Here is a 26,227-nt window from a genome sequence, read left to right as displayed (position 1 = left end):
GCGACACCACCCGCGACCTCACCTGCGACCCCACCCGCGAGCTCATCCGGAGGCCCGGTGGATCTCCCGCACCCGCCGCGGGACATCAGGGGCGACCGGCCGCACACCCGGCCAGGCCAGCTCGACACGCCGGGCCGGCCGCGCCCCGCGGCGGACGACGACGTGCGCGCGGCGCTGCTCCAGCTGCCCGGCGCCCGCGGCGGGACCGCTCCACGTCGACCCCTCGAGGCTCAGCCGCGCCTCGACGCGCGGCCAGTCGCCCTGCACGACCAGCACCGCCGACCGGGTGCGCAGCCGCGAGTCGAGGACCGCCGCCGTGCGCTCGTCGACGGTGGCCGGCGGGCGCAGCACCACGACCCGGAGCACGTCGACCAGCGCCGCCGTCACCTCGAGCCAGTGCTCGCCGGGATCGGGCACCAGCACCGTGCGGGACAGCTCGATCCCGAGCTCGGCGGCGGCCTCGGCGCCGAAGTCGGGCCAGCCGGCGAAGCCGACCCACTCCCCGGCCCGGGAGGCCCCGGCGGCGAGGGCCAGCGCCAGGGACGCCGAGTCGACGGCGTAGGTTGCCCCCGCGTGCAGGGACATCAGGCCGGCCAGCCCGGGGAGGGTGGGGACGGGCTCCCCGGCCGCCTTGATCTCCATCCTGCTCTCCATGGCCGCCACCCGCTCGCGCAGCTGCTCGACCACGGAGCGACCCGGGTCGAGGGCGACGGAGCGGGCGGACGACATGCCCTCATGATCGAACAGGCGTTCGAACGAGTCAAGCCAGTCGACCTGCCCTGCCGGACTTGCGGGCGAGGTGCTAGAAGCGGTCCGAGGACGTGGCCGCAGAGGCCCCCAGAGCCGGGCCGGTCTGCTTATCCTGAAGGGCACAGCGCGTCGAGAGGTGGGGGTCGTGTCGATGAAGTCGAGGTTCGTGGGGAGCCTCTGCCTGGTGCTGGTCGGCCTGGTGGTGGCGATGCTGGGTCCGGTCGCCCCCGGTCGGGCAGTGCCCGGAGGGACGGTCGCGGCCCAGGCCGGTCCGAGTGCCGGCACGTCGGCCAGACCGGCGCGCTGGGAGGCCTTCAAGGGCCCCTTCTTCAACGACCCCCACCTGCGCAAGGGGCACTTCCAGATCGAGCGACGGGTGATCGAGACGATCAACCACACGCCGAAGGGGTCGACGATCCGGATCGCGATCTACTCGCTCGACCGGGTGCCGGTCGCCCAGGCGCTGGTCGCGGCGCACCGCCGCGGCGTACGGGTCCAGATGCTGCTCAACGACCACTGGGAGACCAGGGCGATGAAGCTGATCCGGGCCGAGGTCGGCAAGAACCCGCGTCGCAACAGCTTCATCTACAAGTGCAAGCAGAGCTGCCGCGGGACGGCCAACGAGTTCAACAACCTGCACTCGAAGTTCTACCTCTTCAGCCAGGCCGGCGCGAGCGAGGACGTGATCGCGGTGGGCTCGGCCAACATGACGCGCAACGCCGCCATCCACCAGTGGAACGACCTCTACTTCACCTCGGGCGACCACGAGCTGTACCGCCAGTTCGTCGGCCTCTTCAACGACATGCGCCGCGACTACGACACCCGCCAGCCGCCGATCTCGTTCTGCGGCACCCCGGTCGGGCCGGTGTGCGACGACTCCGTCGACAAGCACACCGTCGTCGCCTTCCCGCGGGTCGCGCCCCTCAAGGACGACCTGGTCGTCACCCTGCTCAACCGGGTCGGGTGCCGCAACGTCGACCCCGTCACCGGGAAGGTCACCCGCACCCGCCTGGCCCTGTCGATGCACACCATGCGCGGCAGTCGCGGCGACTACCTGGCCGAGGCCATCCGCCAGAAGTGGATCCAGGGCTGCGACGTGCGGGTGAGCTACGGGCTCATCGGCTATCGCACCAAGGGCATCATCGGCGCCCCGACCAGGCGGGGCCGGATCCCGCTGCGCTCCACCGGGATGGACTACAACACCGAGGACAACTTCGACCTCAACAACGACGGCGTGGACGACCTGATCCTCGACTACTACAGCCACCAGAAGTACCTCGTCATCCAGGGCACCTACAACGGCGTGCCCAACACCTCGATGGTGCTCACCGGCTCGGTCAACTGGTCCAGCCTGAGCACGGCCAACGACGAGGTGTGGTTCACCATCCGGGGCGCGAAGGTGGCGAAGAAGTACCTCAGGAACTTCAACTACCAGTGGAACAACAAGCGCAACACCCGCAACGCCTACACCACGACCTACGCCAACTTCCGGGTCCGTCGCACGGTGGTCGACCCGGACGGCACCACCCGCACGGTGTGGCGCACCGTGCGCCGCCCGGTCACCACGGTCGAGCCCGACCGCTACCTGCCCGGGCCCTACTGGGAGGCCGACTGACGCGGGGAGCGGGCCGGCCGCCGCCACGACCGCCCGGACTGCGCGACACGGCACCCATGGCACTGGGGTACGACGCGCGGTTCCTGCGGCCCGACCCCGACGCCGATCCCGGCGCGGGGGCGGAGCTCGCCCCGCCCACGGCGCCCGCGCCGGGCGAGGACGACGACCCCGTGGCGGCGTCCCCGCTGGACTACACGCACTTCACCGTCCGGATGCATCCCGAGCGCAGGCTCGCCTGGTGGGTGGCGTGGAACATCGACGGCCTGCGCCTGTTCCCGGGGGAGAGCATCAGCCGCTCGGGCGAGCGCTTCCGGCTCGACCCGCGCCTGCCCGCCGACGCCCAGGTCGGCGAGGCGGCGTACGCCGACAACGACCTCGACCGCGGCCACGTGGCGCGCCGCTCCGACCTGCTGTGGGGCACCCTCGCGGAGGCCCGGCAGGCCAACTCCGACTCGTTCTTCTTCACCAACATCACCCCGCAGCACCAGGACTTCAACCAGTCCGGTCGCGGCGGGGTGTGGGGCCTGCTCGAGAACGCCGTGCTCGCCCTCGACGGGCTCCAGGGCCGCCGGTTGAGCCTGTTCGCCGGGCCGGTGCTGGCGCCGACCGACCCGCTCTACCGGGGCGTCCGGCTGCCCGTCGAGTACTGGAAGGTGGTCGTCTACGTCGCCGACGACCAGCTGCGGGCCAAGGCGTTCGTGCTCACCCAGGACCTCAGCGGGCTCGAGCGCGCGGTGCCCGACTTCCTCGACGAGTTCGACACCTACCTCGTGCCGCTCGACCTGCTCGAGCAGCGCACCGGGCTCGCGTTCGCGAGCCTGCGCGAGCACGCCGCGCCCGACGACCTGAGGCGCGAGGGCGCGGCGCTCGTCACCGACGTCGAGCAGGTCGCCTGGTAGCCCGGCTGCCCGCCCCGTCGCGGTGGCTCAGGCGGCCGGGGCCAGGTCGGACAGGTCGCCGCGCAGGCGCTCGAGGGCCTTGGCCAGGATCCGTGACACCTGGGCCTGGGTCAGCCCGACGAGGTCGGCGATCTCCTGCTGGGTGCGTTCGTCGACGAAGCGCCAGTGGATGATCCTGCGGTCGCGCTCGGGCAGCCGGCTGACCGCCGAGTCGAGCACGAGCCGGGCCTCCAGCGAGGCGAACCCGCGGTCCTCGAAGCCGAGGACGTCGGCGATGGGCCCGGCGCCCTCGTCGTCGCTGCTGTCGATGGAGGTGGGGCGGAAGCAGCCGTCGGCCGACAGGGCCTCGACCACGTCGTCGAGGTCGACGCCGAGGTGCGTCGCCACCTCGGAGGGGCGCGGGGAACGTCCGAGCTCGGCCTCGAGCTCGTGCTGGACCGCGCCGATGCGCGCCTGGAGCTCCTGGATGCGTCGCGGCACCCGGATCATCCAGCCGGAGTCGCGGAAGTGCCGGCGCAGCTCTCCTCGCACGGTGGGCACGGCGTAGGACAGGAAGTCGTGGCCGGCGGCCGGGTCGAAGCGGCGGGCCGCCTTGGTGAGCCCCACGAGGGCGACCTGCTCGAGGTCGTCGAGGTCGATCCCGCGGTTGCGGTAGCGGGCGGCCATCGAGCGGGCCACAGCGAGGTTGGCCTCGATCAGCTCGTGGACGAGCTCCTGGCGCTCGGCCTCGGTGCTCGCACGGCGGAGGTCGTCGACGATCGACGCCGTGCGGCGCGCGCGCTCCTCACGTTCGATCGTGGTGGGCTGGACGGTGACCTGCGCAAGACGCGGGGGCGTCGTGAGGGTGGCCACGAGTTCTCCTTCCGGCGGGGGTGTCTGTCGGCGTCGTGGCTCGGGTACGAGCTCCCAGAATCCTGACGTGCCCACGGTCTGCCCAACAGCCGAAAAGCGAAAACCATGGACAGACCGTGTACAAGATCACAGCGCGGGTCCGGAGCCACCCCGCCGCCTCCGTCCGAGCGGCGCGGGCGGTCGGGCTCTCCTACCCCCCGGAGAGCCCACCGGCGAGCGGTCTAGTCTCGACACATGGCACGCAGCGTGTACGTGGCGGGGGTCGAGGGATTCACGGGCAAGTCGGCGGTGGCGCTCGGCGTTCTCGAACAGCTCTCGCGGCGGGTGGCGCGGGTCGCGGTCTTCCGGCCCGTGGTCCGTGCCGAGGCGTCGGCCGGCGAGGTCCACGACTACGTCCTGGACCTGCTCGTCTCGCACGACGCCGTCGCGCTGACGTACGACGAGTGCGCGGGGGTCAGCTACGACGACGTGCACGCCGACCCCGACGCGGCGATGGAGCGCATCGTCGCGCGCTACCACCAGGTCGCGGAGAAGAGCGACGCCGTCGTCGTCGTCGGCAGCGACTACACCGACGTCGGCGCCCCGGCCGAGTTCGCGTTCAACGCGCGGGTCGCGGCCAACCTCGGGTCCCCGGTGCTGCTGGTGCTCAACGGCCACGAGCGGGGCGTCGAGCAGCTGCGCACGGCGGCCGCGATGGCCCAGGCCGAGCTCGCGGCCAACCACGCGACGCTCTTCGCGGTCATCGCCAACCGCGTCGACCCCGCCGCCCTCGACCGCACGGCGACGGCCCTGCGCCAAGACGGCGTGCCGGCGTTCGCGCTGCCCGAGCAGCCGCTGCTGAGCGCCCCCTCGGTGGCCGACCTGATGGCGGCCTGCGACGGGCGCCTCGTGCGGGGCGAGGAGGAGCAGCTGGCGCGCGAGGTGCCGGGCCTCGTGGTCGCGGCGATGACGCTGCCCAACGTGCTGGACCGGCTCTTCGACGGCGCCCTCGTGGTCACCCCCGGCGACCGGCCCGAGGTGGTGCTCGGCGTGCTGAGCGCGCACCAGTCGGCCAGCTTCCCGCAGATCTCGGGCATCGTGCTCAACGGCGGGTTGCCGCTGCCCGAGCAGATCGACCGGCTGCTCGACGGGATCGACGTGGCGCTGCCGATCGTGGCCACCGACCTCGGCACCCACGCCACCTCGACCGCGCTGACCAACCGGCGCGGCCGCCTCGACAAGGACTCCCCGCGCAAGATCGCGACCGCGCTGACCATGTTCGCCGACCACGTCGACGGCGAGGAGCTGATGAGCGGCCTGGAGGTGGCCCGCACGTCGGTCGTCACGCCGCTGATGTTCGAGCACCAGGTCCTCGACGATGCGATCGCCGACCGGCGCCACATCGTGCTGCCGGAGGGGGAGGAGGAGCGCATCCTGCGCGCCGCCGACGTCCTGCTGCGGCGCAACGTCGCCGACCTGACCCTGCTCGGCGACCCGATGTCGGTGCGGGCCAAGGCGGCCCACCTCGGCATCGACGTCTCGGGCGCCCGGCTGCTCAGCCCCTACGACGAGGAGCTGCGCGAGAGGTTCGCCCAGGAGTACCACCAGCGGCGCGCGCACAAGGGCGTGACGCTCGAGGCGGCACGCGACATCGTGGTCGACGTCTCCTACTTCGGCACGATGATGGTCGAGCTCGGCCTGGCCGACGGGATGGTCTCGGGGTCGGTGCACACCACGGCCCACACGATCCGCCCGGCGCTCGAGGTGATCCGCACGGTGCCGGAGGTCTCGGTGGTGTCGTCGGTGTTCTTCATGTGCCTGCGCGACCAGGTGCTCGTCTACGGCGACTGCGCCGTCAACCCCGACCCCACGGCCGAGCAGCTCGCCGACATCGCGATCGCCTCCGCCCGCACCGCCGCCGCGTTCGGGATCGAGCCGCGGGTGGCGATGCTGTCCTACTCGACCGGCACGTCGGGGAGCGGCACCGACGTCGTCAAGGTCACCGAGGCCACGGCGCGGGTGCGTGAGCGGGCGCCCGACCTGCTCGTCGAGGGCCCGATCCAGTACGACGCCGCGATCGACGCCGCCGTCGCCCGCACCAAGCTGCCCGACTCCGCCGTCGCCGGGCGGGCCACCGTCTTCGTCTTCCCCGACCTCAACACGGGCAACAACACCTACAAGGCCGTGCAGCGCTCGGCCGGGGCGCTGGCGGTGGGGCCGGTGCTGCAGGGCCTGCGCAAACCCGTCAACGACCTCTCGCGCGGCGCGCTGGTCCGCGACATCGTCAACACCGTCGCGATCACCGCCATCCAGGCACAGGAGCTCTCATGACCACCCAGGTGCTGGTGCTCAACGCCGGCTCTTCCTCGCTGAAGTACCGCCTCCTCGACGGCATCACCGGTGTGGCCGAGGCGACCGGGTCGGTGGAGCGGATCGGGGAGGAGTCCGGCCGGCTCACCCACTCCGTCGACGGCCGGGCCCACGTCGAGGAGCGGCCTGTCGCCGACTTCGAGGACGCGCTCCGCTCGACCGTCGAGGCCTTCCGCCAGCACGGGCCCGCCATCGACCGCGACGCGCTGGCCGCGGTCGGCCACCGGGTGGTGCACGGCGGCAGCTCCTTCTCGGAGCCGGCGGTGGTCGACGACCGCGTGCTCGCGACCCTCGAGGACCTGGTGCCGCTCGCGCCGCTGCACAACCCCGCCAACCTGGAGGGACTACGGGTCGCGCGCGAGCTCTTCCCCGACGTGCCGCAGGTCGCGGTCTTCGACACCGCCTTCCACCAGACGATGCCCGAGCACGCCTACACCTACGCGGTGCCGGTGGCCTGGCGCGACGAGCACCGCGTCCGGCGCTACGGCTTCCACGGCACGTCGTACGCCTTCGTCTCCCGTCGTGCCGCCGAGATGCTGGGCCGCACGGTCGAGGACACCAACCTCATCGTGCTGCACCTCGGCAACGGGGCGTCGGCCGCCGCGATCCGGGGCGGTCGCTCGATCGACACCTCGATGGGGTTCACCCCGCTCGAGGGCCTGGTGATGGGCACCCGCTCCGGTGACATCGACCCGGCGATCCTCGGCCACCTGCAGCGCACGCTCGGCTGGTCGCTGGAGGACATCGACCGCGCGCTGACCCGCGAGTCGGGCGTCCTCGGCCTCTCCGGCGTCAACGACTTCCGCGTGCTCGAGCAGCGCCGCGAGGACGGCGATGCCGCTGCGGCGCTGGCCTTTGACGTCTTCGCCTACCGGGTGCGCAAGTACGTCGGCGCCTACTACGCCGCGCTCGGCGAGGTGCACGCCGTCGTCTGCACCGGCGGGGTCGGCCAGTACAGCCCCGACGTGAGGGCCGCGGCCCTCGGCGGCCTCGATCGGCTCGGCATCGTCCTCGACCCCGAGCGCAACGCCGCCGTGGGGCGCAAGGAGGCCGCCACGGTGTCGGCCGACGGCTCCGACGTCGCGGTCCTGGTGGTGCCGACCAACGAGGAGTGGGAGATCGCCCGGCAGGCGCTCGCCGTCGTCGGCGAGCAGGACGCGTCCGGCGGGGAGTAGGCCTGGCGGCCCGAGGTCGCCGGCGCTGATCCGCGCCCGGGCGAGGCGGTACTAGCACCATCGGACATCTGTCGACCGGGACCCGGCCGGGCCTTGACTGGGGTCACCAGCCGACCACCGGGTCGGCACGTCCCGGGAGGAACCGCCACCATGAACAAGCTCCGACTCGCCACTGCCGCCCTCGCGAGCGCCGTGCTCCTCGTCCCCACCACCGGCATCGCCCACGCCAAGGGCGGTGGCGACGGGGGCGACGACGATCGCGACCACGGCGGCTCGTCGTCCGGCAACTACGCCGTCACCGTCAACGGCCGCACCTACGACCCGGCTCCCGGGCGCGACGTCCGGCTGCGCGACCTCCCGGTCTCGGGCGTCGTGACGGTCGTCGGCACCCACACGCGGTTCACCCTCGACGCGGCGACGTTCGGCGTCCGGGACTACACCCTCACCGGCGCTGCGTCGCCGGAGCGGATGGTCACGGAGCCGACGGTGGTCTTCGCCTCCAAGGTCCCGGTGCTGACGCCGGCGCAGCTCCGCGCGCCCGTGCTCAAACGGCTCGAGGTCCGCGACGACCGGTTCGAGGCGATCTTCAGCACCGCCGCGGGCAAGCTCAAGGTCCAGGCCAAGGACGCTCCCCAGGGCGGGATCCTCCAGATGGAGCCGGAGTTCGCCGGCAACGTCGAGCTCGTGCACACGCTCGGCCCGGGCCTGTTCTACTTCGTCAACAGCTACACCGGGAAGATCAACTTCGGCAACGGCGTCGACGCGGTGACGTCCGGTCCGGGGTCGCACCAGATGCTGCTCGGCAAGGACAGCCCCCAGGCCGCCACGAAGCTGTTCCAGGACGGCCGCACGACCCGGTGGTCGGTCGCGCCGGGTGGTCGGCTCGGCGGGGTCCTCGGCGAGGACGCCATCGAGCTCTCGGCCGGCGCCACCAACTGCACCAGCCACTGCCAGGCGCAGAACCAGATCCGCGGATCGGTGCCGGTGCCGCCGGACCCGACCGACCCGACGCCCCTGCCCTGACCGGGTCGATCACCACGCCGAGCCGGGCGTCGGTCCTCACCGGGCCGACGTCCGGCTCGTCCTGCGCGCGCCCCGATCCGCCGGATGTCGGGAGGGTTCTGGCGGCCGATCGCGAGAAGTGGGGGCACTTGTGTGTTGACTCCGGCGAAATGGGGTCCTTAGTGTGACGAGCATCACGGGTGACTCTCGGCCACCCGCGTCGGGAGAGGGGCCACGGTCGCCATGGCGAGTTCCCCTCTGCCCCGCCCCGGGTCCTCGCCGCGCTCGTCGCGGCTCCCGTTCCGGCCCCGTTCCCGCGCCGCTGCCCTCGCAGCCGGCCTCACCGCCCGGTCCCCGAGCGGCGCCAGCAACCCCGCACGGCCATGAGAAGGCAGGACAGCATGCGCAGCTTCCGTTCACCCGCGGCACGTGTCAGGACATCCCTCGCGGGACTGGTGGCGGTGGCCGTCGCCGCCGGGGGCATCGCCACCGCCCCCGCCGCGGCCGACGCCCCGCCACCGCTGGCCGGCACCACCCAGCGGACGGCGGCGCCCACGGCTGCGGTGGCCGCCGCGGTGGAGCCGACCTTCGACGTCCTCGTCTTCAGCAGGACCACCGGGTTCCGCCACGACTCGATCCCGGCGGGCGTCCGGGCCGTCAGGCGGCTCGGGGCGCAGTACGGCTTCACCGTCGACGCCACCGAGGACCCCGCCCAGTTCACCGAGGCCAACCTCGCGAAGTACGAGGCGGTGGTGTGGCTGTCCACCACCAGCGACGTGCTCGACGACGCCCAGCAGGCGGCGTTCGAGGCCTACATCCGTGCCGGCGGCGGCTACGTCGGCATCCACGCGGCCTCCGACACCGAGTACACCTGGCCCTGGTACGGCCGGCTCGTCGGCGCCTACTTCCAGAGCCACCCCGCCGGCACTCCCACCGCCACCATCAACGTCGAGGACCGGAGCACGCCGTCGTCCTGCGCGCTGCCGGCACGGTGGACGCGCACCGACGAGTGGTACAACTTCCAGTCGCCGACCGACCCCGTCGTCAACGGCGGGGGCGCCGACTACAGCCCCCGCACCAACAGCGACATCAACGTCATCGCCTCGCTCGACGAGTCGACCTACGACGAGAACGACGGCGCTCCGGGCGACGACGACCACCCGATCGCCTGGTACCAGGAGTTCGACGGCGGCCGCAGCTTCTACACCGGTGGCGGCCACACCGACGCGTCCTTCTCCGAGCCCCTCTTCCGTCTGCACCTGCTCGGCGGCATCCAGTACGCCGCGGGCGAGGCACCCGACGGCTGCACGGCGCCGCCGCCCACCGACGCGTCGTTCGAGCAGGTCACCCTGGCCAAGGGCGTCGACAAGGTCGGCGAGCCGATGAGCATCTCGGTGCTGCCAGACGGCCGCGTGCTGCACAACGCGCGCGACGGCCGCATCTTCCTCACCGACCTCGAGGGCAACACCACCCTCCTCCACGACGTCCCGATCTACTCCCACGACGAGGACGGCCTGCAGAGCCTCACCGTCAGTCCCGACTTCGAGGACGACGGCTGGGTCTACCTCTACTACGCACCGCCGCTCGCCACGCCGGCCGGCGACGCCCCCAACGAGGGCACCGCCGAGCAGTTCGCGACGTGGCAGGGCTACAACGTCCTGACCCGGATGAAGATGGTCGACGACGACCTCGACCCCTCCACCGAGCAGGAGCTGCTGCGCGTCGACGCCAACCGCGGCATCTGCTGCCACGCCGGCGGAGCGATCGACTTCGACGCCGACGGCAACCTCTACCTCTCCACCGGCGACGACTCCAACCCGTTCGCCTCCGACGGCTACGCGCCGCTCGACGAGCGCGCCACCCGCAACCCGGCCTACGACGCGCAGCGCAGCTCGGCCAACACCAACGACCTGCGGGGCAAGGTGCTGCGCATCACGCCCGACCCGACCGCCGCGAGCTACACGGTGCCCGACGGCAACCTGTTCCCGGAGGCCGACGACGCCCAGGGCAAGACCCGCCCGGAGATCTACGCGATGGGCTTCCGCAACCCGTTCCGGATGACGGTCGACAAGCGCACCGGCTACGTCTACCTCGGTGAGTACGGACCCGACGCCGGCGGCGCCAACCCCAACCGTGGCCCCGGGGGCATCGTGGAGTTCAACCAGATCCGCGAGGCCGGCAACTTCGGCTGGCCCTACTGCACCGGCACCAACACCCCGGCCGAGACCTACAACGAGTGGGACTTCGCGACCAACACCACCGGCCCCAAGTTCGACTGCACGGCGCCGGTCAACAACAGCCCGCACAACACCGGCCTGACCAACCTCCCGCCGGCCCAGCCCGCCTGGATCAAGTACGACGGGGGGAGCGTCACCTACGGCGGCGTCACCACCAACGAGTTCGGCGGCGGTGGCGAGGGCCCGATGGCGGGCCCCGTCTACAACTACGACCCCGACCTCGACTCCGACGTGAAGTTCCCCGAGTACTTCGACAACCACTTCTTCGCCGGCGAGTGGACCCGCGGCTGGATCCGCGACATCGCCATGGACGCCGAGGGCGACGTGGCCGGCATCGACCCGTTCTTCGACTCCTCGACCCTCTACGCCGCGATGGACATGGAGTTCGGACCCGACGGCTCGCTCTACGTCCTCGACTACGGCAACGGCGGCTACTTCACCGGCAACGAGAACTCGGCCGTCTACAAGATCAACGCCATCAACGAGGGCGCCCGCTCGCCGTCGGCGTCGGCCACCGCGACGCCCGACTCGGGCACCGCCCCGCTGACCGTGCGGTTCTCCAGCGCCGGATCGAGCGACCCCGACGAGGGCGACTCGATCGTGTCCTACGCCTGGGACTTCCAGAACGACGGCACCGTCGACTCCAGGGAGGCCGACCCGACGTTCGTCTACACCGAGAACGGCGTCTACGACGCCCGTCTGACCGTCACCGACACCACCGGTCGCACCGGCGTGGCCACCGCGGTCGTGACGGTCGGCAACACCCGGCCCACGGTCGAGATCGAGATGCCGCCCGACGGCGCGTTCTTCGAGTTCGGCGACTCCGTGCGGGTCAAGGTCACCGTGACCGACCCCGAGGACGGGGAGATCGACTGCGACCGGGTCGAGATCGACTACATCCTCGGCCACGACTCCCACGGCCACCCGCTCAGCTCGCGCACCGGCTGCGACGTCGTCCTGCCGACCGTCCGCGACGAGGGCCACGACGCCTCCGCCGACATCTTCGGGGTGATCAACGCCAGCTACACCGACGAGGGAGGGGGCGGCGTCCGCACGCTGACCGGTGAGGACGAGGTCGTCCTGCAGCCCAAGCGCAAGCAGGCCGAGCACTTCGACACCCAGCAGGGAGTCGCCACCGAGGCGACGACCGATCCCCTCGGCGGCTCGCGCAACCTGTCCAACATCGACGCGGGCGACCACGTGTCCTACGCGCCGATCAGCCTCCACCAGGTGCCGCGCCTGCGCTTCCGGGTCGCGTCGGGAGGCGTCGGAGGCACCATCGAGGCCCACCTCGACAGCCCCACCGGGCCGCTGGCCGGCTCGGTCGACGTCCCGGTGACCGGGGGCTGGCAGCAGTGGCAGTTCGTCGACATGGACATCGCCGAGTCGGCGCGGGAGGGCTCGCACGAGCTGTTCCTGGTCTTCACCAACGACGACCCCGCCGCCACGGGGCTGTTCAACGTCAACTTCTTCGACGCCGCCGGCAAGGGCGTCTCGGTCAACTCACGTCCGCAGGTGGGCGCGCAGGGCACCCCCAGCCAGGGCACCGCGCCGCTGACCGTCGACTTCGAGGGCTCCGCGTCCGACTTCGACGGTGACGAGCTGACCTACCGCTGGGACTTCGGCGTGCCGGGTGACGCCGACACGGCCACCAGCCTCGACGCCCAGTACACCTACACCGAGCCGGGCTCCTACACCGCGCGGCTGACCGCCACCGACCCGTCCGGCGCGTCGGGCTCGGCCACGGTCCCGATCCGGGTGCTCAACGCCTGCGGGGTCCAGCAGTCCGACGAGTTCGACGGCACCTCGCTCGACGGCAAGTGGGACGTCATCCGCGACAGCGGCACCTGGAGCGTGGCCGACGGCGGTCTCCAGCTGCCGATCGACACCGGGAGCCTCTACGGCATCGGCGGCAACGCCAAGGACATCATCGTGCAGGAGGCGCCCGACGGCGCGTTCGAGGTGACCGCGAAGGTCACCGCCGAGGTGACCGAGAACTACCACCAGGCCGGGCTGCGGCTCTACTCCGACGACGAGAACTGGGCCTCGGTCCACCTCATCTCCGCCGGCGGCAACCGCGACGTGGAGTTCATCTACGAGGCGCAGGGCGCACCGCGCAACGAGGCGGCCGACAAGCTCGGCGGCGTGCCTGCCGGGTTCCCGTCGACCTACTACGTGCGGCTGACCTCCGACGGCACCGACCTTCGGGCGTCCTACTCCGCCGACGGCGAGACGTTCTCCCCGGTCGGGCGGCCCGCGCCGATGAGCACGTTCGCCACGCCGCGGATCGGTCCGGCCGCGGTGTCGGGCGGCGCGACGACGAGCCCGACCGCGACGTTCGACTGGATCCGCTTCGAGCCCGACGGCACGAGCGGCGCCACCGACCCGAGCGACGAGTTCACCGGCACCTCCCTCGACGAGTGCCGCTGGAACGCCATCGTCCGCGAGGACCCGACCACCTACGAGGTGGCCGACGGCGAGCTCACCATCACCACCACGGAGGGTGACATCTACCAGACGCCCAACGCGGCGGGGGCGACCAACTTCGTGCTGCAGTCGGCCGCCAACCTCCCGACGGACTACGTCGCGGAGACCAGGCTGTCGGCGACGTTCACCGACGGCTACGCCCAGGGCGGCCTGCTCGCCTACGGCGACGACGACAACTACGTCAAGCTCGACGTCATCTCCGACACCGGGCAGGGCCGGATCAACCGGGTCGAGCTGCGCTCCGAGCTGGGTGGGGCCATCCAGGACCCGCAGCCGCAGGTCGACCTGCCGGCCAACGTGACGTCGTACCGCCTGCGGCTGACCAAGGACGGGTCGAGCTACACCGGTGAGGTCGCCGTCGACGGCGGCGAGTGGCAGGCCGTGGGCACCGTCACCCACCCCACGGCCGACCTGGACCTCGGCCTGTTCGCCCTCGGCGTGCAGCAACCGGGCCGGACCGCGTCGTTCGACTACTTCCGGCTCACCCCGGCAGCGGCGGAGAACCGTCCGCCCGTCGCCGACGACGACACCGCCGTCACCACGGCCGGGCGGGAGGTCACCATCTCGGTGCTCGCCGGTGACACCGACCCCGACGGCGACGACCTCACCGTCGAGTCCGTCAGCACGCCCGCCCACGGCACGGCGAGGATCAACACCGACGGCACTGTCCGCTACACGCCCGAGGCCGGCTACTCCGGGACCGACACGTTCGACTACGTGGTCAGCGACGGCAACGGCGGCACCGACACGGGCACCGTCACCGTCACGGTCGCCGAGACCTGTGAGACCGACACCCCCGACGACACGTTCGACGGGGACGCGCTCGACACCTGCCGGTGGGACGCGATCGTCGCCGACGATCCGGCCACGCGCCGGGTGGCCGACGGGCGGCTGTTCCTCACCACGACGCGGGGCGAGATCTACCAGGGCGGCACCGGCAAGTCCAACCTGATCCTGCAGTCGCCCGACCACGCCGGTGACGACTGGACGCTCGAGGCACACGCCGACGTGGAGGGACTCGACGGCGGCTACAGCCAGGCCGGCCTGATGGCCTACGGCGACGATGCCAACTACGTGAAGCTCGTAGTGATCTCCGACGATGGCCGGACGGCGCCCAACCGCGTCGAGCTGCGCTCGGAGGTCGACGACCGGATCGTGGGTGGCGACCCGCAGCCCGAGCTCGCCATCCCCGACGGCACCGACCTGAGCGACATGCGGTTCCGGCTCACCAAGGCCGGCACGTCCTACACCGGGGAGGCGTCCTTCGATGGGGGCGCGACCTGGGTGGAGATGCCCCGGGCGGTCGTCAACCCGATGACCGGCCCGCGGTTCGGTGTGTTCGCCGCGGGCGTGCTGCAGGAGGGTGACGAGGTCTCCTTCGACACCTTCCTCGTCGACGGCGAGGACCCGGTCGACCCGGGCAACGCCGCCCCGAAGGCGGTCGACGACACGGCGACCACTCCGCAGGGCACCGCTGTCAGGGTCGCCGTGCTGGCCAACGACACCGACGCCGACGAGGGCGACGAGCTCTCGGTGCAGTCGGTGACCAAGCCCGCACACGGCACGGCCGTCGCGGCAGCCGACGGCACGGTGACCTACACCCCCGACGCCGGCCACTTCGGGACCGACACGTTCGACTACGTCGTGACCGACGGCACCGACACCGACACCGGCACCGTGACGGTGACGGTCACCAGGGCCGAGCAGCCGGTCCCGGACACGAGGATCACGGGCGCCCCGCGTGACGCCACCCGGGCGCGGACGGCGACCATCCGGTTCACCGCCACCGGTCCCGGCGCCGGGGGAGCGAGGTTCGAGTGCTCCCTCGACGGGTCGGCCTGGCGGGCGTGCACGTCGCCGAAGACCTACCGCGACCTCGACGACGGGCGGCACCGGGTGCGGGTCCGGGCGGTGGGAGCGGGCGGCACCGACGCCACGCCGGCGACGGCCACCTGGACGGTCGACCGCACGGGGCCTACGGTACGGAAGCTGACCCCGACCGGCACCACGCGCGACCGGACGCCCACCGTGGGCGCGGTCGTCTCGGACCGGCACTCCCGGGTGCGCGCCGACGACCTGACCCTCTTCGTCGACGGCACCAAGGTCGGCGGGGTGCGCTACGACGCGCGGAGCGGGCGGATGAGCTGGACGCCCAGGCGGGCGCTGTCTCCCGGGCGTCACACCGTGCGTCTCGTCGCCGAGGACGCGCTGGGCAACCGGACCGTGGAGAGGTGGCGGTTCACCGTCCGGCGCTGAGCCGCGCAGTCCCACCACGTCGGCCCGTCGCCGCGCCCTCCCGGGCCGGTGCGGGCCGACCGGGCCCTCCCGCTAGGGTCGCCCCATGGTGGACGGCACGGGTGTGGCGGCGGCGTCGGCCGACCGCGTCCACCGGCCGTCGCGGGTGCCGTCGGGCGCCGCGCTGCTGGCGCTCGAGCTCAGCGAGGAGGCCCGCGGCGTCCGCGGCCTCGACGTCCTGCGGCGCAGTGTCGACCGCGCCCCTCCGGCCCCGCTGACCTGACCGCCCCGGGTGCGCCCACCGTCGCGCCCACCCGCCGCACGCGGCCCTCGCGCGCCCGCACCGGGTCGCGCCGCGCTGCCCCGGCCGCTCGTCCCGCCGACCCCGTGACGACGACGGCCCCGTCGGCGTTCCTCCCGACCTCCCCTTGCAGAAAGCAGAGCCATGACCAAGCGCGTCGCCATCGTCGGAGCCGGGATGGTGGGCCTGTCCACCGGCTGGTTCCTCCAGGAGCACGGCTTCCACGTCACCGTCCACGAACGCCGCCACGTCGCCGGCGGCTCCTCCTGGGGCAACGCCGGCTGGCTCACCCCCTCCCTGACCGCGCCCCTGCCCGAGCCGGCCGTGCTCACCTACGGGGTGCGGGCCGTCCTCAGCCCGTCCTCGCCGGTCTACCTGCCGCCGCGGCTCGACCCGCGGCTCGCGCGCTTCCTCGCCGGGTTCGTCCGCCACAGCACGGCGCGCCGGTGGGGCATCGGCATGCGCGCCTACGCCCCGATGAACCGCCAGGCGCTGGCGGCGTTCGACGAGCTGGCCACCGGGGGAGTGGAGGCGACCACGCGCCTCGCGGACCCGTTCCTCGCCTGTTTCCGCACCGCCGAGGAGCGGGCGGTGCTCGTCGAGGAGCTCGAGCACGTGCGCAGCGCCGGACAGGACGTGACGTACGACGTCCTGTCGGGCAGCGAGGCCCGCGCGCTGGAGCCGTCGCTGACCGCAGCCATCGGCGGCGCCGTCGTCCTGCACGGGCAGCGCTACCTCGACCCGCCGGCGTTCCTGGCGGCCCTCGCCGACTCGTTCGTCGCGCGAGGCGGCGAGATCCGCGAGTCGAGCGCCGTGACGGACGTGCGCCAGACCGCTGGGGGCGCCTTGGTCACCACCGACGACCCCGCTGCCGGACCGCTGCGCTACGACGCCGTCGTGCTGGCCAATGGCGCGTGGATCGGCACCCTGGCCCGCCGGTTCGGCGTGCGCCAGCCGGTGCAGGCGGGCCGCGGCTACTCGTTCAGCGTCGGCGGTGACCGGCTGCCCGAGACGCCGGTCTACTTCCCAGCCCAGCGCGTCGCGTGCACGCCGCTGCCCACCGCCGACGGGCCCCGGCTGAGGGTCGCGGGGATGATGGAGTTCCGCGACACCGACGCCCCCCTCGACCCGCGCCGGATCGAGGCGATCGTCGAGGCGACCCGCCCGCTGCTCGACGGCATCGACCTCGACGACCGGCGCGACGAGTGGGTGGGCGCCCGTCCGTGCACCCCGGACGGGCTCCCGCTGATCGGTGCGACCGACGCGCCGGACGTCTTCGTCGCCGGGGGACACGGCATGTGGGGCATCGCCCTCGGGCCGCTCACCGGGAGGCTGCTCGCCCGGCGCATCGCGACCGGAGCCACGCCGGCCGAGCTCGTCGCGTTCGACCCGCTCCGCTGAGGGCGTCCGGGCACAAGGTCCCATGTCCTGACGGGCCGTCGGCCCTCCCCAACGGCCGCGGTCCACCGAAAGGATGGTGGTGGCGGGAGGTGCCCGCCGGGACGAGGAGGCGTGGAGATGTCGAAGGACCGGAGGTCGGCTGCAGGGGACGGCGACGTGGTGGTGGGCGTCGACGGGTCCCGGGCAGGCGTCCAGGCGTTGCGCTACGCCGTCGCCGAGGCTGCGCGCCTCGGGGCGGGCGTGCACGTCGTGCACGCCGTGCCGATCTTCGTGCCGATGACGCCGATGTACCCCCTGCCGGTCGATGACCTGACCACCGCCGGACAGGCCGTGGTGCAGAGGACGGTGGACGAGGCCCGGGCCCCGGAGTCGACCCGGCTCGCGACGAGCCTCTCCCGCGAGGGCGCGGTGCCGGCGCTGCTGGCGGTCAGCGAGGACGCCCCGCTCGTGGTGCTCGGCGCCGACCGTCGTCCGGTGGCCGCCCGCATCTTCACCGGCAACGTGTCGACCGCCGTCGCGGCGAGCTCGCGGGCCCCCGTCGTCACGGTGCCCGAGACGTGGCCCGGGGGCGAGCCCACCGGGACCGTCCTGGTCGGCATCAAGCGGCCCGACGGCTCGCCCGAGCTCCTGGCCGAGGCGTTCGCCACCGCGCAGGCCCGCGGAGCCCGGCTGGTGGTCCTGCACGCGTGGCGACTGCCCAGCTTCTACGAGGACGTGGTGGCCCACCGCGTCGCCGAGACCGACTGGGCCGAGCGCGCCCACGAGGAGGTCGACCGCGAGCTCGAGCAGTGGCGGGCGGTCTACCCCGACGTCGAGGTCGAGGTGCGCGTCGTCCACGACCAGCCGGCCCACGCCCTGGTGAGCGCCTCGGAGCGGGTCGACGAGATCGTGCTGGTCCGCAGGCCGCGCGGGGTCGCGGCCGCCCTGCACCTGGGCCCGACCGCGCGCGCCGTGATGGCCAATGCGCACTGCCCGGTGCGGATCGTGCCGGCCGACCGCGGGCTGTCGACCGCCGACCTGGTCCTGGAGGACGCAGGAGAGCTCAACAAGTAGCACCCGCAGCACCGCCGTAGCGCCCACGCAGCACCCACGCAGCACCGACCTGAGGAGAACGACATGCGAGCAGCAGTAGTCCCGGAGATGGGCGCGCCGCTGGAGATCCGCGACATCCCGACGCCGGAGCCCGGCCCCGGGCAGGTGCTGGTCAAGATCGAGGCGAGCGGCCTGTGCCACACCGACATCCACGCCGCGCGCGGCGAGTGGCCGGTCAAGCCCAAGATGCCGCTCATCCCGGGTCACGAGGGCGTCGGCAAGGTCGTCGCGGTCGGCCCGGACGTGGACACGCCCGTCGTCGGCACGCGGGTCGCCCTGCCGTGGCTCGGTCGTGCCTGCGGTCGGTGCCGCTACTGCGTCAGTGGGTGGGAGACCTACTGCGTGACCCCGGAGTTCACCGGCTACACGATCGACGGCTCCTACGCCGAGTACGCGATCGGCTACGCCAGCCACGCCGTGCCGGTGCCCGACGGCGTGTCGGCCTTCGACGCCGCGCCGCTCACCTGTGCGGGAGTCACCACCTACAAGGCGCTCAAGGTGGCGCACCCGCAGCCCAACGAGACCGCGATGGTCGTCGGCATCGGCGGCCTGGGCCACCTCGCGCTGCAGTACGCCAAGGTGTTCGGCACCACCACGGTGGCCGTCGACGTCGAGGACGCCAAGCTCGACCTGGCCAAGAAGCTCGGCGCCGACCACGTCGTGGACGGGCGGGGCAACCAGGCCGTGGAGCTCGAGGCCCTCGGCGGGGTGGACATCGCGGTCGTCACCGTCCCGTCGCCCGCCGCGATGCGTGCCGCCCACGCCTCGCTCAACCCCAACGGCCGCCTGGTGCTGGTCGGCCTGCCCGCCGACAACCGGCTCGAGCTCCCGGTGTTCGAGACGGTGCTCAAGGGGATCTCGGTGACGGGGTCGCTGGTCGGCACCCGCAACGACCTCGCCGACTGCTTCGCCCTCCACGCCAACGGGCGCACCCGCGTGGTCGCCGAGCCGCGTCGCCTCGAGGACGTCAACGCCTGCTTCGAGGAGGTGCTGTCGGGAGCGGTCCCGGCGCGCCTGGTCTTCGACATGGCCACCTGAGCTCCCGAGCCGGCCGGGGGCTGCAACCCGGCCGGCTCGGGTGGCACGTCCGGGGCGTGCGACGTGCACGGTTCCGGCGTGCGCCGTTCGGCCCTGGCGTGACCCCGTGGACTCTCCGGATCGGCGACGCGCCCGCACATGCGAGGGGGGAGCGGGGGTACCGGGCGTCACCACCACCGCCGGTGGCAGGCCGCGTCCGGGCGTCACGCGTACGCACGACCCGGACCGGTCGTCGCGACAGGAAGAGGCGCCGATGACAAACGACAAGCCGGAACAGGTCGAGCGGGAGTCGACCCCCAACAGCTCGGGGCCCGACGGTGCCGCGGGCGGCATGGGCTCGAGCAGCGAGTGGGTCGGTCACACCGGCCCGGGACAGCAGGGGGCCGACGGCCTCCGCGACACCTCGGCCCAGGGGTCCCCGGTCGACGCACCTCCCGAGCAGAGCCCGGGCGGTGAGGAGCCGCAGCCGGAGGGCGTCGAGCCCAAGGCGGGCTATCCCGAGCAGGACCCGCGCCACGACGACCACCCGCACCGCTCCGGACGGCAGGACTGACCGACCGGAGCTATCCGGCGACCACGCGGCGCAGCGGGCAGGCCCGGACGAACTGCCAGCACGCGCCGGCGGCGAGCCCTGCCGTGACGATGACCGTCAGCGCGGCGGGGGCGGCCCAGGCCGGGCCCTGCTGCACCAGGACGAAGCCGCCCATGACGAGCACGAACCAGCCGAACGCCCGCCGGAGCCGGGCCTCGGGCACCCGGCCCGCGAGCCGGCCGCCGAGAACGCTGCCGACGACCGCGGCGGCGGTGACGCTGAGGACGAGTCCCCACGGCAGCTCGACCGAGCTGAGGTAGCCGGCCAGCCCGGCGAACGACTTCATCGAGATGACCAGCAGCGACGTGCCGACCGCGACCGACATGGGCAGCCCGCCGAGCAGGACCAGGGCCGGCACGACGAGGAACCCGCCGCCGGCTCCGACCAGGCCGGTGGCCACGCCGACCACGAGGCCGTCGACGACGATCCGCCTGACCGGCAGCTCGCCGTCCGACGCGTGGGCCGGCGGGTTCTTGCGCCCACGGAGCATGGCCAGCGAGGTCGCGACCATCATCGCCGCGAACGCGATGAGCAGCACGTTGCCGGGCAGGTGCCCGCCGACGAGACCGGCGGAGTAGGCGCCGATCATGCCGGCCAGTCCGAAGATCAGGCCGGTGCGCCACTTGACCCGCCCGTGGCGGGCGTGGCTGACCAGGCCCGCCAGGGAGGTGACGCCGACGACGAAGAGCGAGGCCGCGATGGCGACCTTGGCGTCCAGTCCGGCGACGTACACGAGCAGCGGGACGGTCAGGATCGAGCCGCCGCCGCCGAGCATCCCGAGCGAGACGCCGACGAGCACGGCCAGCACCACGACGACGGCGACGGTGGGGCTCATGCGGCGTCGTCCCCGGAGAGCGCGGCGACGATCTCGTCGATGTCGCACGAGTCGGCGGTGCGGTTCCACGGCATCTTCGACAGCGCGACGCCCATGGCGCAGGTGTTGGTCAGCGTCGCGCCGGTGAGTCCGGTGCCGATGGCCGCGGCGACCCACTTGAGCCGCGGGACGGCGGTGCTCGCGAGGACGCTGCCGGCGACGATGGTGCCCGCCACGAGGCGGACCTGGCGCTCGAGCTCCCAGGTCTGACGGCCACGGTTGACCGGGGCGCCGATAGCCTCCCAGCTGGTCATGCCGCCGTCGAGCACCCGGACGCCGGGGAGCCCGGACTCGCGCAGCGCGCCCTCGGCCTGCGTCGCCCGGGCGCCCGAGCGGCAGACCAGGACGACGTCCTCGTCGAGGTGGCGGCGCAGCTCGTCGCGGTGCTCGCGGAGCGTGTCGAGCGGGACGTTGTAGGCGCCGGGGATGTGTGAGGTGTCGAACTCCGCCGGGGTCCGGACGTCCAGGATGCGCGGCGGCTCGCCGTCGGCGAGGCGCTCCTGGAGGGTGTGGGCGTCGAGGGTGCGGGCCTCGGTGGGGGTGCTGGTCATGGCAGGTGTCTCCCGATCGGGGGGTGGGGGAGTGCGAGGTTCAGACGAGCGTGAGCCCGGCCTCGGCAGCGCTCTCGTCGTACGAGTCGTCGATGGCGACGACGTCGTGGCCGCGCGCGGCGAGGACCGAGGCGACGACGCCGGCGCGGTAGCCGCCGGCACAGTGGATCCAGAGCCTCTGCTGCGGGATCGACTCGAGGTGGGCCAGGACGGCGTGGACGGGGACGTTGACGGCGCCGGCGATGTGGCCGGCGTCGTACTCCGCCGGGCGGCGCACGTCGAGGACCACGCGCTCGCCGGCAGGGTCCTCGCGGATCTCCGCGGCGAGCCCGGCGAAGTCGGTGACCGGGAAGCTGCCGAGCGGGGCGCCGTCGGCCCAGTCCTCGGGCGTGCCGGTGGCCATCGCGGCCGGGTCCATGCCGATGCGGACCATCTCGCGCTGCGCCTCGGCCACCTGCTCGGGGGTCTCGCCGAGCAGCGTGATGGTCGCGTCGTAGGGGAGGATCCAGCCCAGGTAGGTGACGAACTGGCCGTCGAGGCCGAAGTTGACGCTGCCGCTGAGGTGACCGGCGGCGAACGCCGACCGGGTCCGCAGGTCCACGACCCACTCGCCGGCGTCGATGCGGCGGCGCAGCTCGGCCGGGTCGGCGAGCTCGGGGTCGGACAGGTCGGCCGCCCGCGGGCCGGCGGTGTTCGCGGGGCCCATCTCGGCGTAGTAGGCGGGGAACTCCTCGAGGCCCGCGAGCAGGCCGTCGACGTAGTCCGCCTCGTCCTTGGTCAGTGCCGGGTTGGTCCGCTTCTCGTCGCCGATGGTGCTCGCGGTCGCGTCGGACTGGGTGGCCGAGCAGAAGCTGCCGAAGCCGTGGGTCGGGAAGACCGACGTGTCGTCGGGCAGCTCGTCGGCGAGGCGTTGGGCGGAGTGCCACTGCGCGTGGACCAGGGCGCCGGTGTGGTCGGGGCCGAGCAGGTCGGGACGGCCGGTGGAGCCGTGGAGCAGCGACCCGCCGGTGAACACCGCGACGGGCTCGTCGCCGGCCGAGAGCGCAAAGGACAGGTGGGTGTGGGTGTGGCCGGGGGTGTGGACCACGCGCACCCGCATGGTGTCGCCGACGGCGACGACGTCGCCGTCGCGGACGGGGGTGCGCTCGAAGGCGACCGGGTCGTCGACGTTGACGAGGTAGGCGGCGCCGACCGCCTCGGCCAGGGCCAGCCCGCCCGTGACGTAGTCGTTGTGGATGTGGGTCTCGAAGACGTGGGTGATCCGCACGCCCGCCTCGTCGGCGGCGGCCAGGACGCGGTCGATGTCGCGCTGCGGGTCGACGACGAGCGCGACGGCGCCGTCGTGGGCCACGTACGTGCGGTCGCCGAGGCCGGGGGTGTCGATCGGGACGACGGTGACGGGGATGGGCATGGGGGCCTCCTAGGTCCGATGGATACCCTGGGGGGTATGGGAGGACCGTAGCAAGACAACCTACGATCTTCCAAAGATCATTGGAGGAACGATGAACGAAGAGCGTCGCCACCACCTGTTCGACGAGCTCGCCGTCGTCGGCAAGGCCTTCGGCAGCGCCAAGCGGCTCGAGCTGGTCGACCTGCTCGCCCAGGGCGAGCGCACGGTCGACGGGCTGGCCCGGGCCGCGGGGATGGGGGTGAGCACGGTCTCGGCGCACCTGCAGGTCCTCAAGCTCGCCCACCTGGTGCTGACCCGGCGCGAGGGGACCAAGGTGTTCTACCGCCTCGCGGGCGACGACGTGGCCGACCTCTACGCCGCGATGCGCGCCGTCGCCCGCGACCGCTCCGCCGACGTCGGCCGGGCCCTCGAGGCCTACCTCGACCTGCCCGGCTCGGGGGAGGTGGGCCTGGTGACGCGCGACGAGCTCGAGCAGCTGCTGGCGTCCGGCGAGGTCACCCTCCTCGACGTGCGTCCCGCCGAGGAGTACCTCGCCGGCCACATCCCGGGCGCCCGGAGCATGCCGCTCGAGACGCTGGACGGCGAGACGGACGCCTTGCGGCACGCGCCGCCGGTGGTGGCCTACTGCCGCGGCAGCTTCTGCGTGATGGCGCACGACGCCGTCCGCATCCTGGGCGGGGCCGGCGTCGAGGCACGGCGCCTCGAGGACGGGATGCTGGAGTGGCGTACGTCCGGGCTCCCCGTCGCGGCGGGCGCGGCGTGACCGCGGCCCGGTCGGTCCTGCCCGGCTGAGGCGACGTCAGGCCGCGCGAGCCGGCGAGGTCCCGGCCGTACGACGGGCCAGCGGCACGCCCCGCGCGACGACGGCCAGGGCCACGAGCCCGAGCACGACGTAGGGACCGGAGGCCGCCACCTGGAGCGCGTCCCACGACAGCTCCGGTCGGTCGTCGTCGATCCGTCGGACGACGTACGTCGCGGTGGTCGCCAGCACGGTGACGAGCAGCAGCCGGGAGCGCTGCCAGCCCAGCACCAGCATCGGCACGCACCAGACCCAGTGATGGGTCCACGAGATCGGCGAGACCATCAGCCCGGTGGCGGCGATGGCCACCAGGCCGCCCAGGTCGTCGCCGGCGCGCCCGGCCCGGACGGCCACGTACGTCCCGACCAGCAGCACGGCGAGGACGGCCACCATCGTCGTGGCGAGCTGCCAACCCGCGAGATCGCGCTCACCGAAGGCACGGACCAGCCATCCTCGGACCGACTGGTTGGTGATCCTCTCCGGACTCCCGACCCGTCGGTCGTCGTAGAGGTGGCGCGTCCAGTAGTCCCACGTCGCCTGCCGGTCCACGATCGCGGAGAGCGCCACCGTGCCGAGCGCCGTCACGGCGGCTCTCGCCCCGGTCCGCCGGGGGCCGGCCAGCAGCAGGTAGCCGACGACGATCGCGGGGGTCACCTTGAGCCCGGCGGCCAGGCCGGTGCCCACCCCGGCCCACCGGGTGCCGCGCAGCACGGTCAGGTCGGCCAGGACGAGGGCGACGACCAGCAGGTCGACCTGGCCGAGCGCGATCGTGGACTGCACCGGCTCGCACCACACGGCGACCGCGGTCACGACGGCCGTGCCCGTGCTCAGCCGGTAGCCCGCGGTGCCGGCGAGACGGAGCGAGAGGTGGCCCACCACCGCCAGCAGCGCCACGTTGGCCAGCACGGACGCCGGGGCGAGGACGCCCATCGGCAGGAGGCTCACCGGGGAGAAGACGATCGCGGCGAACGGCGGGTAGGTCATCAGGCCGCGCACCCCCGGCAGGGCGCCGTAGAGGTCCCACCCGTGCCGGAGCGCCATGCCCTCGGCGCGGTAGACGGCGAGGTCGATGACGTCGGGCACGAGGTCGCCGTGGGTGCCCCGCAGCGCCAGGCGGCAGGCCACCGACACGACGGCGATCGCCCAGGCGGTGCGAGGGGTCAGGGCCGGCACACCGCCATGCTCGTCGCTGCGGGGGCCGGCCGGCGGAGCACACCGGCCCCGGAACCCACTGGTCCTTCGGCACTGTCCGAGGGGCAGGGGTGCTCGTAGCGTGCCCGGTACCCGGCGGTCGCGCGGACCTCGCGCCAGGGTGAGGGGAGAGGGGCTCGTGACGGGCATCGTCGACGCACTGGTCGCACTGCCGCCGTGGCTGGTGCTGCTCGTGGTCTTCGCGCTCCCCGCTGCGGAGGCCGGTCTGATGGTCGGGGTCTTCATCCCGGGGGAGATCGCCGTGCTCATCGGCGGTGTCGTCGCCCACGAGGGCGAGCTGCCGCTGTGGGCGGTGATCCTCACCGCGTCGTCGGGCGCGTTGATCGGCGACCAGGCCGGGTACGAGCTCGGCCGGCGCCACGGTGGTCGGCTCGCGGGACGCCTGCTGGGCCACGTCGTCCGGCCCGAGGACATCGACCGCACCTACGACCTGCTCCGGCGTCGCGGGGGCCTGGCGGTGGCGCTGGGACGCTGGATCGCGGTCGTGCGCGCGCTGCTGCCCGGTGCCGCCGGCGCGATCGGGATGGCGCGGCTCAGGTTCACCGTCTTCAACGTCGTCGGTGGCGTCCTCTGGGCGAGCGCGGTCGCGGTCGGGGGCTACCTGGTCGGCGCGTCCTACCGCGCGCTCGAGCACGAGATCGGGCTCGCGGCCGACGTCCTGCTCCTGATCGTGCTGGTCGGGGTGGGCGGCTGGGTGCTCGTCCGCCGCCGCCGCGAGGCGGCGCGTCCTGACGCCTCTTAGGGGTCGAGGCGGCGCGTCCTGACAGCCTTTGGGGGTCGAGGCGGCGCGTTCTGACGCCCATTCGGGGTCGAGGCGGCGCATCCTGACGCACGCGTCCCCGCGGTCAGGAGGTCGTCACCCCTCGCGCGTGCCGCCTGGGGTGCCGCGCATCACGCGCTCGATGCCGGCGAGCCCGAGCCGGAGGCCGGCGACCTCGGCGTCGGTGAGCCCGGGCACGACGTCGCGCCAGTGCCGCAGCTGCATGGCGGCGACGTCCTCGAGCGCCTCGCTGCCCGCCGCGGTCGTACGCAGGAGCAGGGCGCGCCGGTCGTCCGGGGCCGGCTCCTGGACGAGGAACCCGCCCGCCACGAGTCGCGAGACGAGGCCCGACACGGTCGCCGCGCTGACGCAGAGGGCGTCGGCGACGGCATGGGCCGTCATCGGGGCGCGGTACTGCACGAGCATGAGCACCTTGAGCTGCTGGACCGACAGCTCGGTGGCGACGACCTCGTCGACCCGGACGTGGGCGAAGGCCTCCTGCAGCCGGCAGGAGAGCGCCTCCACCTCGCGGACGTCCTCGTCCCGATTGCTCACGGTCACCACCATATCGTTAGCATCGCGCTAACGATTTCGT

Annotated in this window: 20 protein-coding genes; 13 read left to right on the top strand and 7 right to left on the bottom strand. The window is 73.1% G+C overall.

Annotation, left to right across the window (positions count from 1 at the left end; translation table 11 throughout):
* Window positions 1–42: 42 nt before the first annotated feature.
* On the bottom strand, window positions 43–729 hold the full coding sequence (gene imuA' / locus AC54T2_RS15980) for a DnaE2-dependent mutagenesis accessory factor ImuA' (RefSeq protein WP_186341871.1): 687 nt from the start codon (window positions 727–729) through the stop codon (window positions 43–45).
* A gap of 172 nt (window positions 730–901) precedes the next feature.
* Between imuA' and AC54T2_RS15975 the strand changes: the two genes are divergently transcribed.
* The gene (locus AC54T2_RS15975; protein ID WP_241005435.1) at window positions 902–2,365 is read left to right on the top strand and encodes a phospholipase D-like domain-containing protein; all 1,464 of its coding nucleotides are present in this window, start codon (window positions 902–904) and stop codon (window positions 2,363–2,365) included.
* Between the two features lie 56 nt (window positions 2,366–2,421).
* Entirely contained in the window at window positions 2,422–3,264 is an 843-nt protein-coding gene (locus AC54T2_RS15970; protein ID WP_496666670.1) for a DNA/RNA non-specific endonuclease, read from the top strand.
* Between the two features lie 27 nt (window positions 3,265–3,291).
* Here the strand turns inward: AC54T2_RS15970 and AC54T2_RS15965 are convergent, their stop codons facing one another.
* Window positions 3,292–4,116 (bottom strand): SigB/SigF/SigG family RNA polymerase sigma factor, encoded by an 825-nt coding sequence (locus tag AC54T2_RS15965; protein ID WP_241005381.1) that lies wholly within the window; start codon window positions 4,114–4,116, stop codon window positions 3,292–3,294.
* A gap of 234 nt (window positions 4,117–4,350) precedes the next feature.
* Between AC54T2_RS15965 and pta the strand changes: the two genes are divergently transcribed.
* From pta to AC54T2_RS15920, 9 genes are all read left to right on the top strand, one after another.
* Entirely contained in the window at window positions 4,351–6,426 is a 2,076-nt protein-coding gene (gene pta / locus AC54T2_RS15960) for a phosphate acetyltransferase (protein WP_186341874.1), read from the top strand.
* Complete coding sequence (locus tag AC54T2_RS15955; protein WP_489976179.1) at window positions 6,423–7,640, top strand: acetate/propionate family kinase; 1,218 nt, start codon at window positions 6,423–6,425, stop codon at window positions 7,638–7,640. Before pta ends, AC54T2_RS15955 begins: the two co-directional genes overlap by 4 nt.
* A 150-nt stretch (window positions 7,641–7,790) precedes the next feature.
* Window positions 7,791–8,663: a hypothetical protein gene (locus tag AC54T2_RS15950; RefSeq protein ID WP_186341876.1), complete on the top strand. Its 873-nt coding sequence runs from the start codon at window positions 7,791–7,793 to the stop codon at window positions 8,661–8,663.
* 380 nt (window positions 8,664–9,043) lie between these two features.
* Window positions 9,044–15,622, top strand: coding sequence for a ThuA domain-containing protein (locus tag AC54T2_RS15945; RefSeq protein ID WP_496666669.1), 6,579 nt, complete (start codon window positions 9,044–9,046; stop codon window positions 15,620–15,622).
* 85 nt (window positions 15,623–15,707) lie between these two features.
* A complete protein-coding gene (locus AC54T2_RS15940) occupies window positions 15,708–15,884 on the top strand; it encodes a hypothetical protein (RefSeq protein ID WP_186341878.1) in 177 nt (58 codons plus the stop codon).
* Window positions 15,885–16,046: 162 nt separating this feature from the next.
* The gene (locus AC54T2_RS15935) at window positions 16,047–17,303 is read left to right on the top strand and encodes an NAD(P)/FAD-dependent oxidoreductase (RefSeq protein ID WP_496666668.1); all 1,257 of its coding nucleotides are present in this window, start codon (window positions 16,047–16,049) and stop codon (window positions 17,301–17,303) included.
* Between the two features lie 117 nt (window positions 17,304–17,420).
* Window positions 17,421–18,356, top strand: coding sequence for a universal stress protein (locus AC54T2_RS15930; RefSeq protein ID WP_496666667.1), 936 nt, complete (start codon window positions 17,421–17,423; stop codon window positions 18,354–18,356).
* A gap of 63 nt (window positions 18,357–18,419) precedes the next feature.
* Window positions 18,420–19,433: a zinc-dependent alcohol dehydrogenase gene (locus tag AC54T2_RS15925; RefSeq protein ID WP_496666666.1), complete on the top strand. Its 1,014-nt coding sequence runs from the start codon at window positions 18,420–18,422 to the stop codon at window positions 19,431–19,433.
* Between the two features lie 253 nt (window positions 19,434–19,686).
* Window positions 19,687–19,986, top strand: coding sequence for a hypothetical protein (locus AC54T2_RS15920; RefSeq protein ID WP_186341882.1), 300 nt, complete (start codon window positions 19,687–19,689; stop codon window positions 19,984–19,986).
* Window positions 19,987–19,996: 10 nt separating this feature from the next.
* Here the strand turns inward: AC54T2_RS15920 and AC54T2_RS15915 are convergent, their stop codons facing one another.
* From AC54T2_RS15915 to AC54T2_RS15905, 3 genes are read right to left on the bottom strand one after another with little or no spacing between them, the layout of a single operon-like run.
* Window positions 19,997–20,860, bottom strand: coding sequence for a sulfite exporter TauE/SafE family protein (locus AC54T2_RS15915; protein ID WP_496666665.1), 864 nt, complete (start codon window positions 20,858–20,860; stop codon window positions 19,997–19,999).
* Window positions 20,857–21,450, bottom strand: a complete 594-nt coding sequence (locus tag AC54T2_RS15910) for a rhodanese-like domain-containing protein (protein WP_496666664.1) — start codon at window positions 21,448–21,450, stop codon at window positions 20,857–20,859. Before AC54T2_RS15910 ends, AC54T2_RS15915 begins: the two co-directional genes overlap by 4 nt.
* 40 nt (window positions 21,451–21,490) lie before the next feature.
* Window positions 21,491–22,861, bottom strand: a complete 1,371-nt coding sequence (locus AC54T2_RS15905) for an MBL fold metallo-hydrolase (RefSeq protein ID WP_496666663.1) — start codon at window positions 22,859–22,861, stop codon at window positions 21,491–21,493.
* 91 nt (window positions 22,862–22,952) lie between these two features.
* Here AC54T2_RS15905 and AC54T2_RS15900 point away from each other — a divergent pair, with 91 nt between their 5' ends.
* Complete coding sequence (locus AC54T2_RS15900) at window positions 22,953–23,624, top strand: ArsR/SmtB family transcription factor (protein ID WP_186341886.1); 672 nt, start codon at window positions 22,953–22,955, stop codon at window positions 23,622–23,624.
* 36 nt (window positions 23,625–23,660) lie between these two features.
* On the opposite strand, the gene AC54T2_RS15895 is transcribed toward AC54T2_RS15900, so the two are convergent.
* Complete coding sequence (locus tag AC54T2_RS15895) at window positions 23,661–24,833, bottom strand: glycosyltransferase 87 family protein (protein WP_496666662.1); 1,173 nt, start codon at window positions 24,831–24,833, stop codon at window positions 23,661–23,663.
* A 157-nt stretch (window positions 24,834–24,990) separates the two neighbouring features.
* Here AC54T2_RS15895 and AC54T2_RS15890 point away from each other — a divergent pair, with 157 nt between their 5' ends.
* A complete protein-coding gene (locus AC54T2_RS15890) occupies window positions 24,991–25,614 on the top strand; it encodes a DedA family protein (RefSeq protein WP_496666661.1) in 624 nt (207 codons plus the stop codon).
* A gap of 114 nt (window positions 25,615–25,728) precedes the next feature.
* Here the strand turns inward: AC54T2_RS15890 and AC54T2_RS15885 are convergent, their stop codons facing one another.
* The gene (locus AC54T2_RS15885) at window positions 25,729–26,187 is read right to left on the bottom strand and encodes a MarR family winged helix-turn-helix transcriptional regulator (RefSeq protein ID WP_186341888.1); all 459 of its coding nucleotides are present in this window, start codon (window positions 26,185–26,187) and stop codon (window positions 25,729–25,731) included.
* Between the last annotated feature and the right edge of the window lie 40 nt (window positions 26,188–26,227).

This window comes from Nocardioides sp. Z35_8, assembly GCF_059621125.1.
This window is presented reverse-complemented; position numbering and strand designations above follow the sequence as displayed.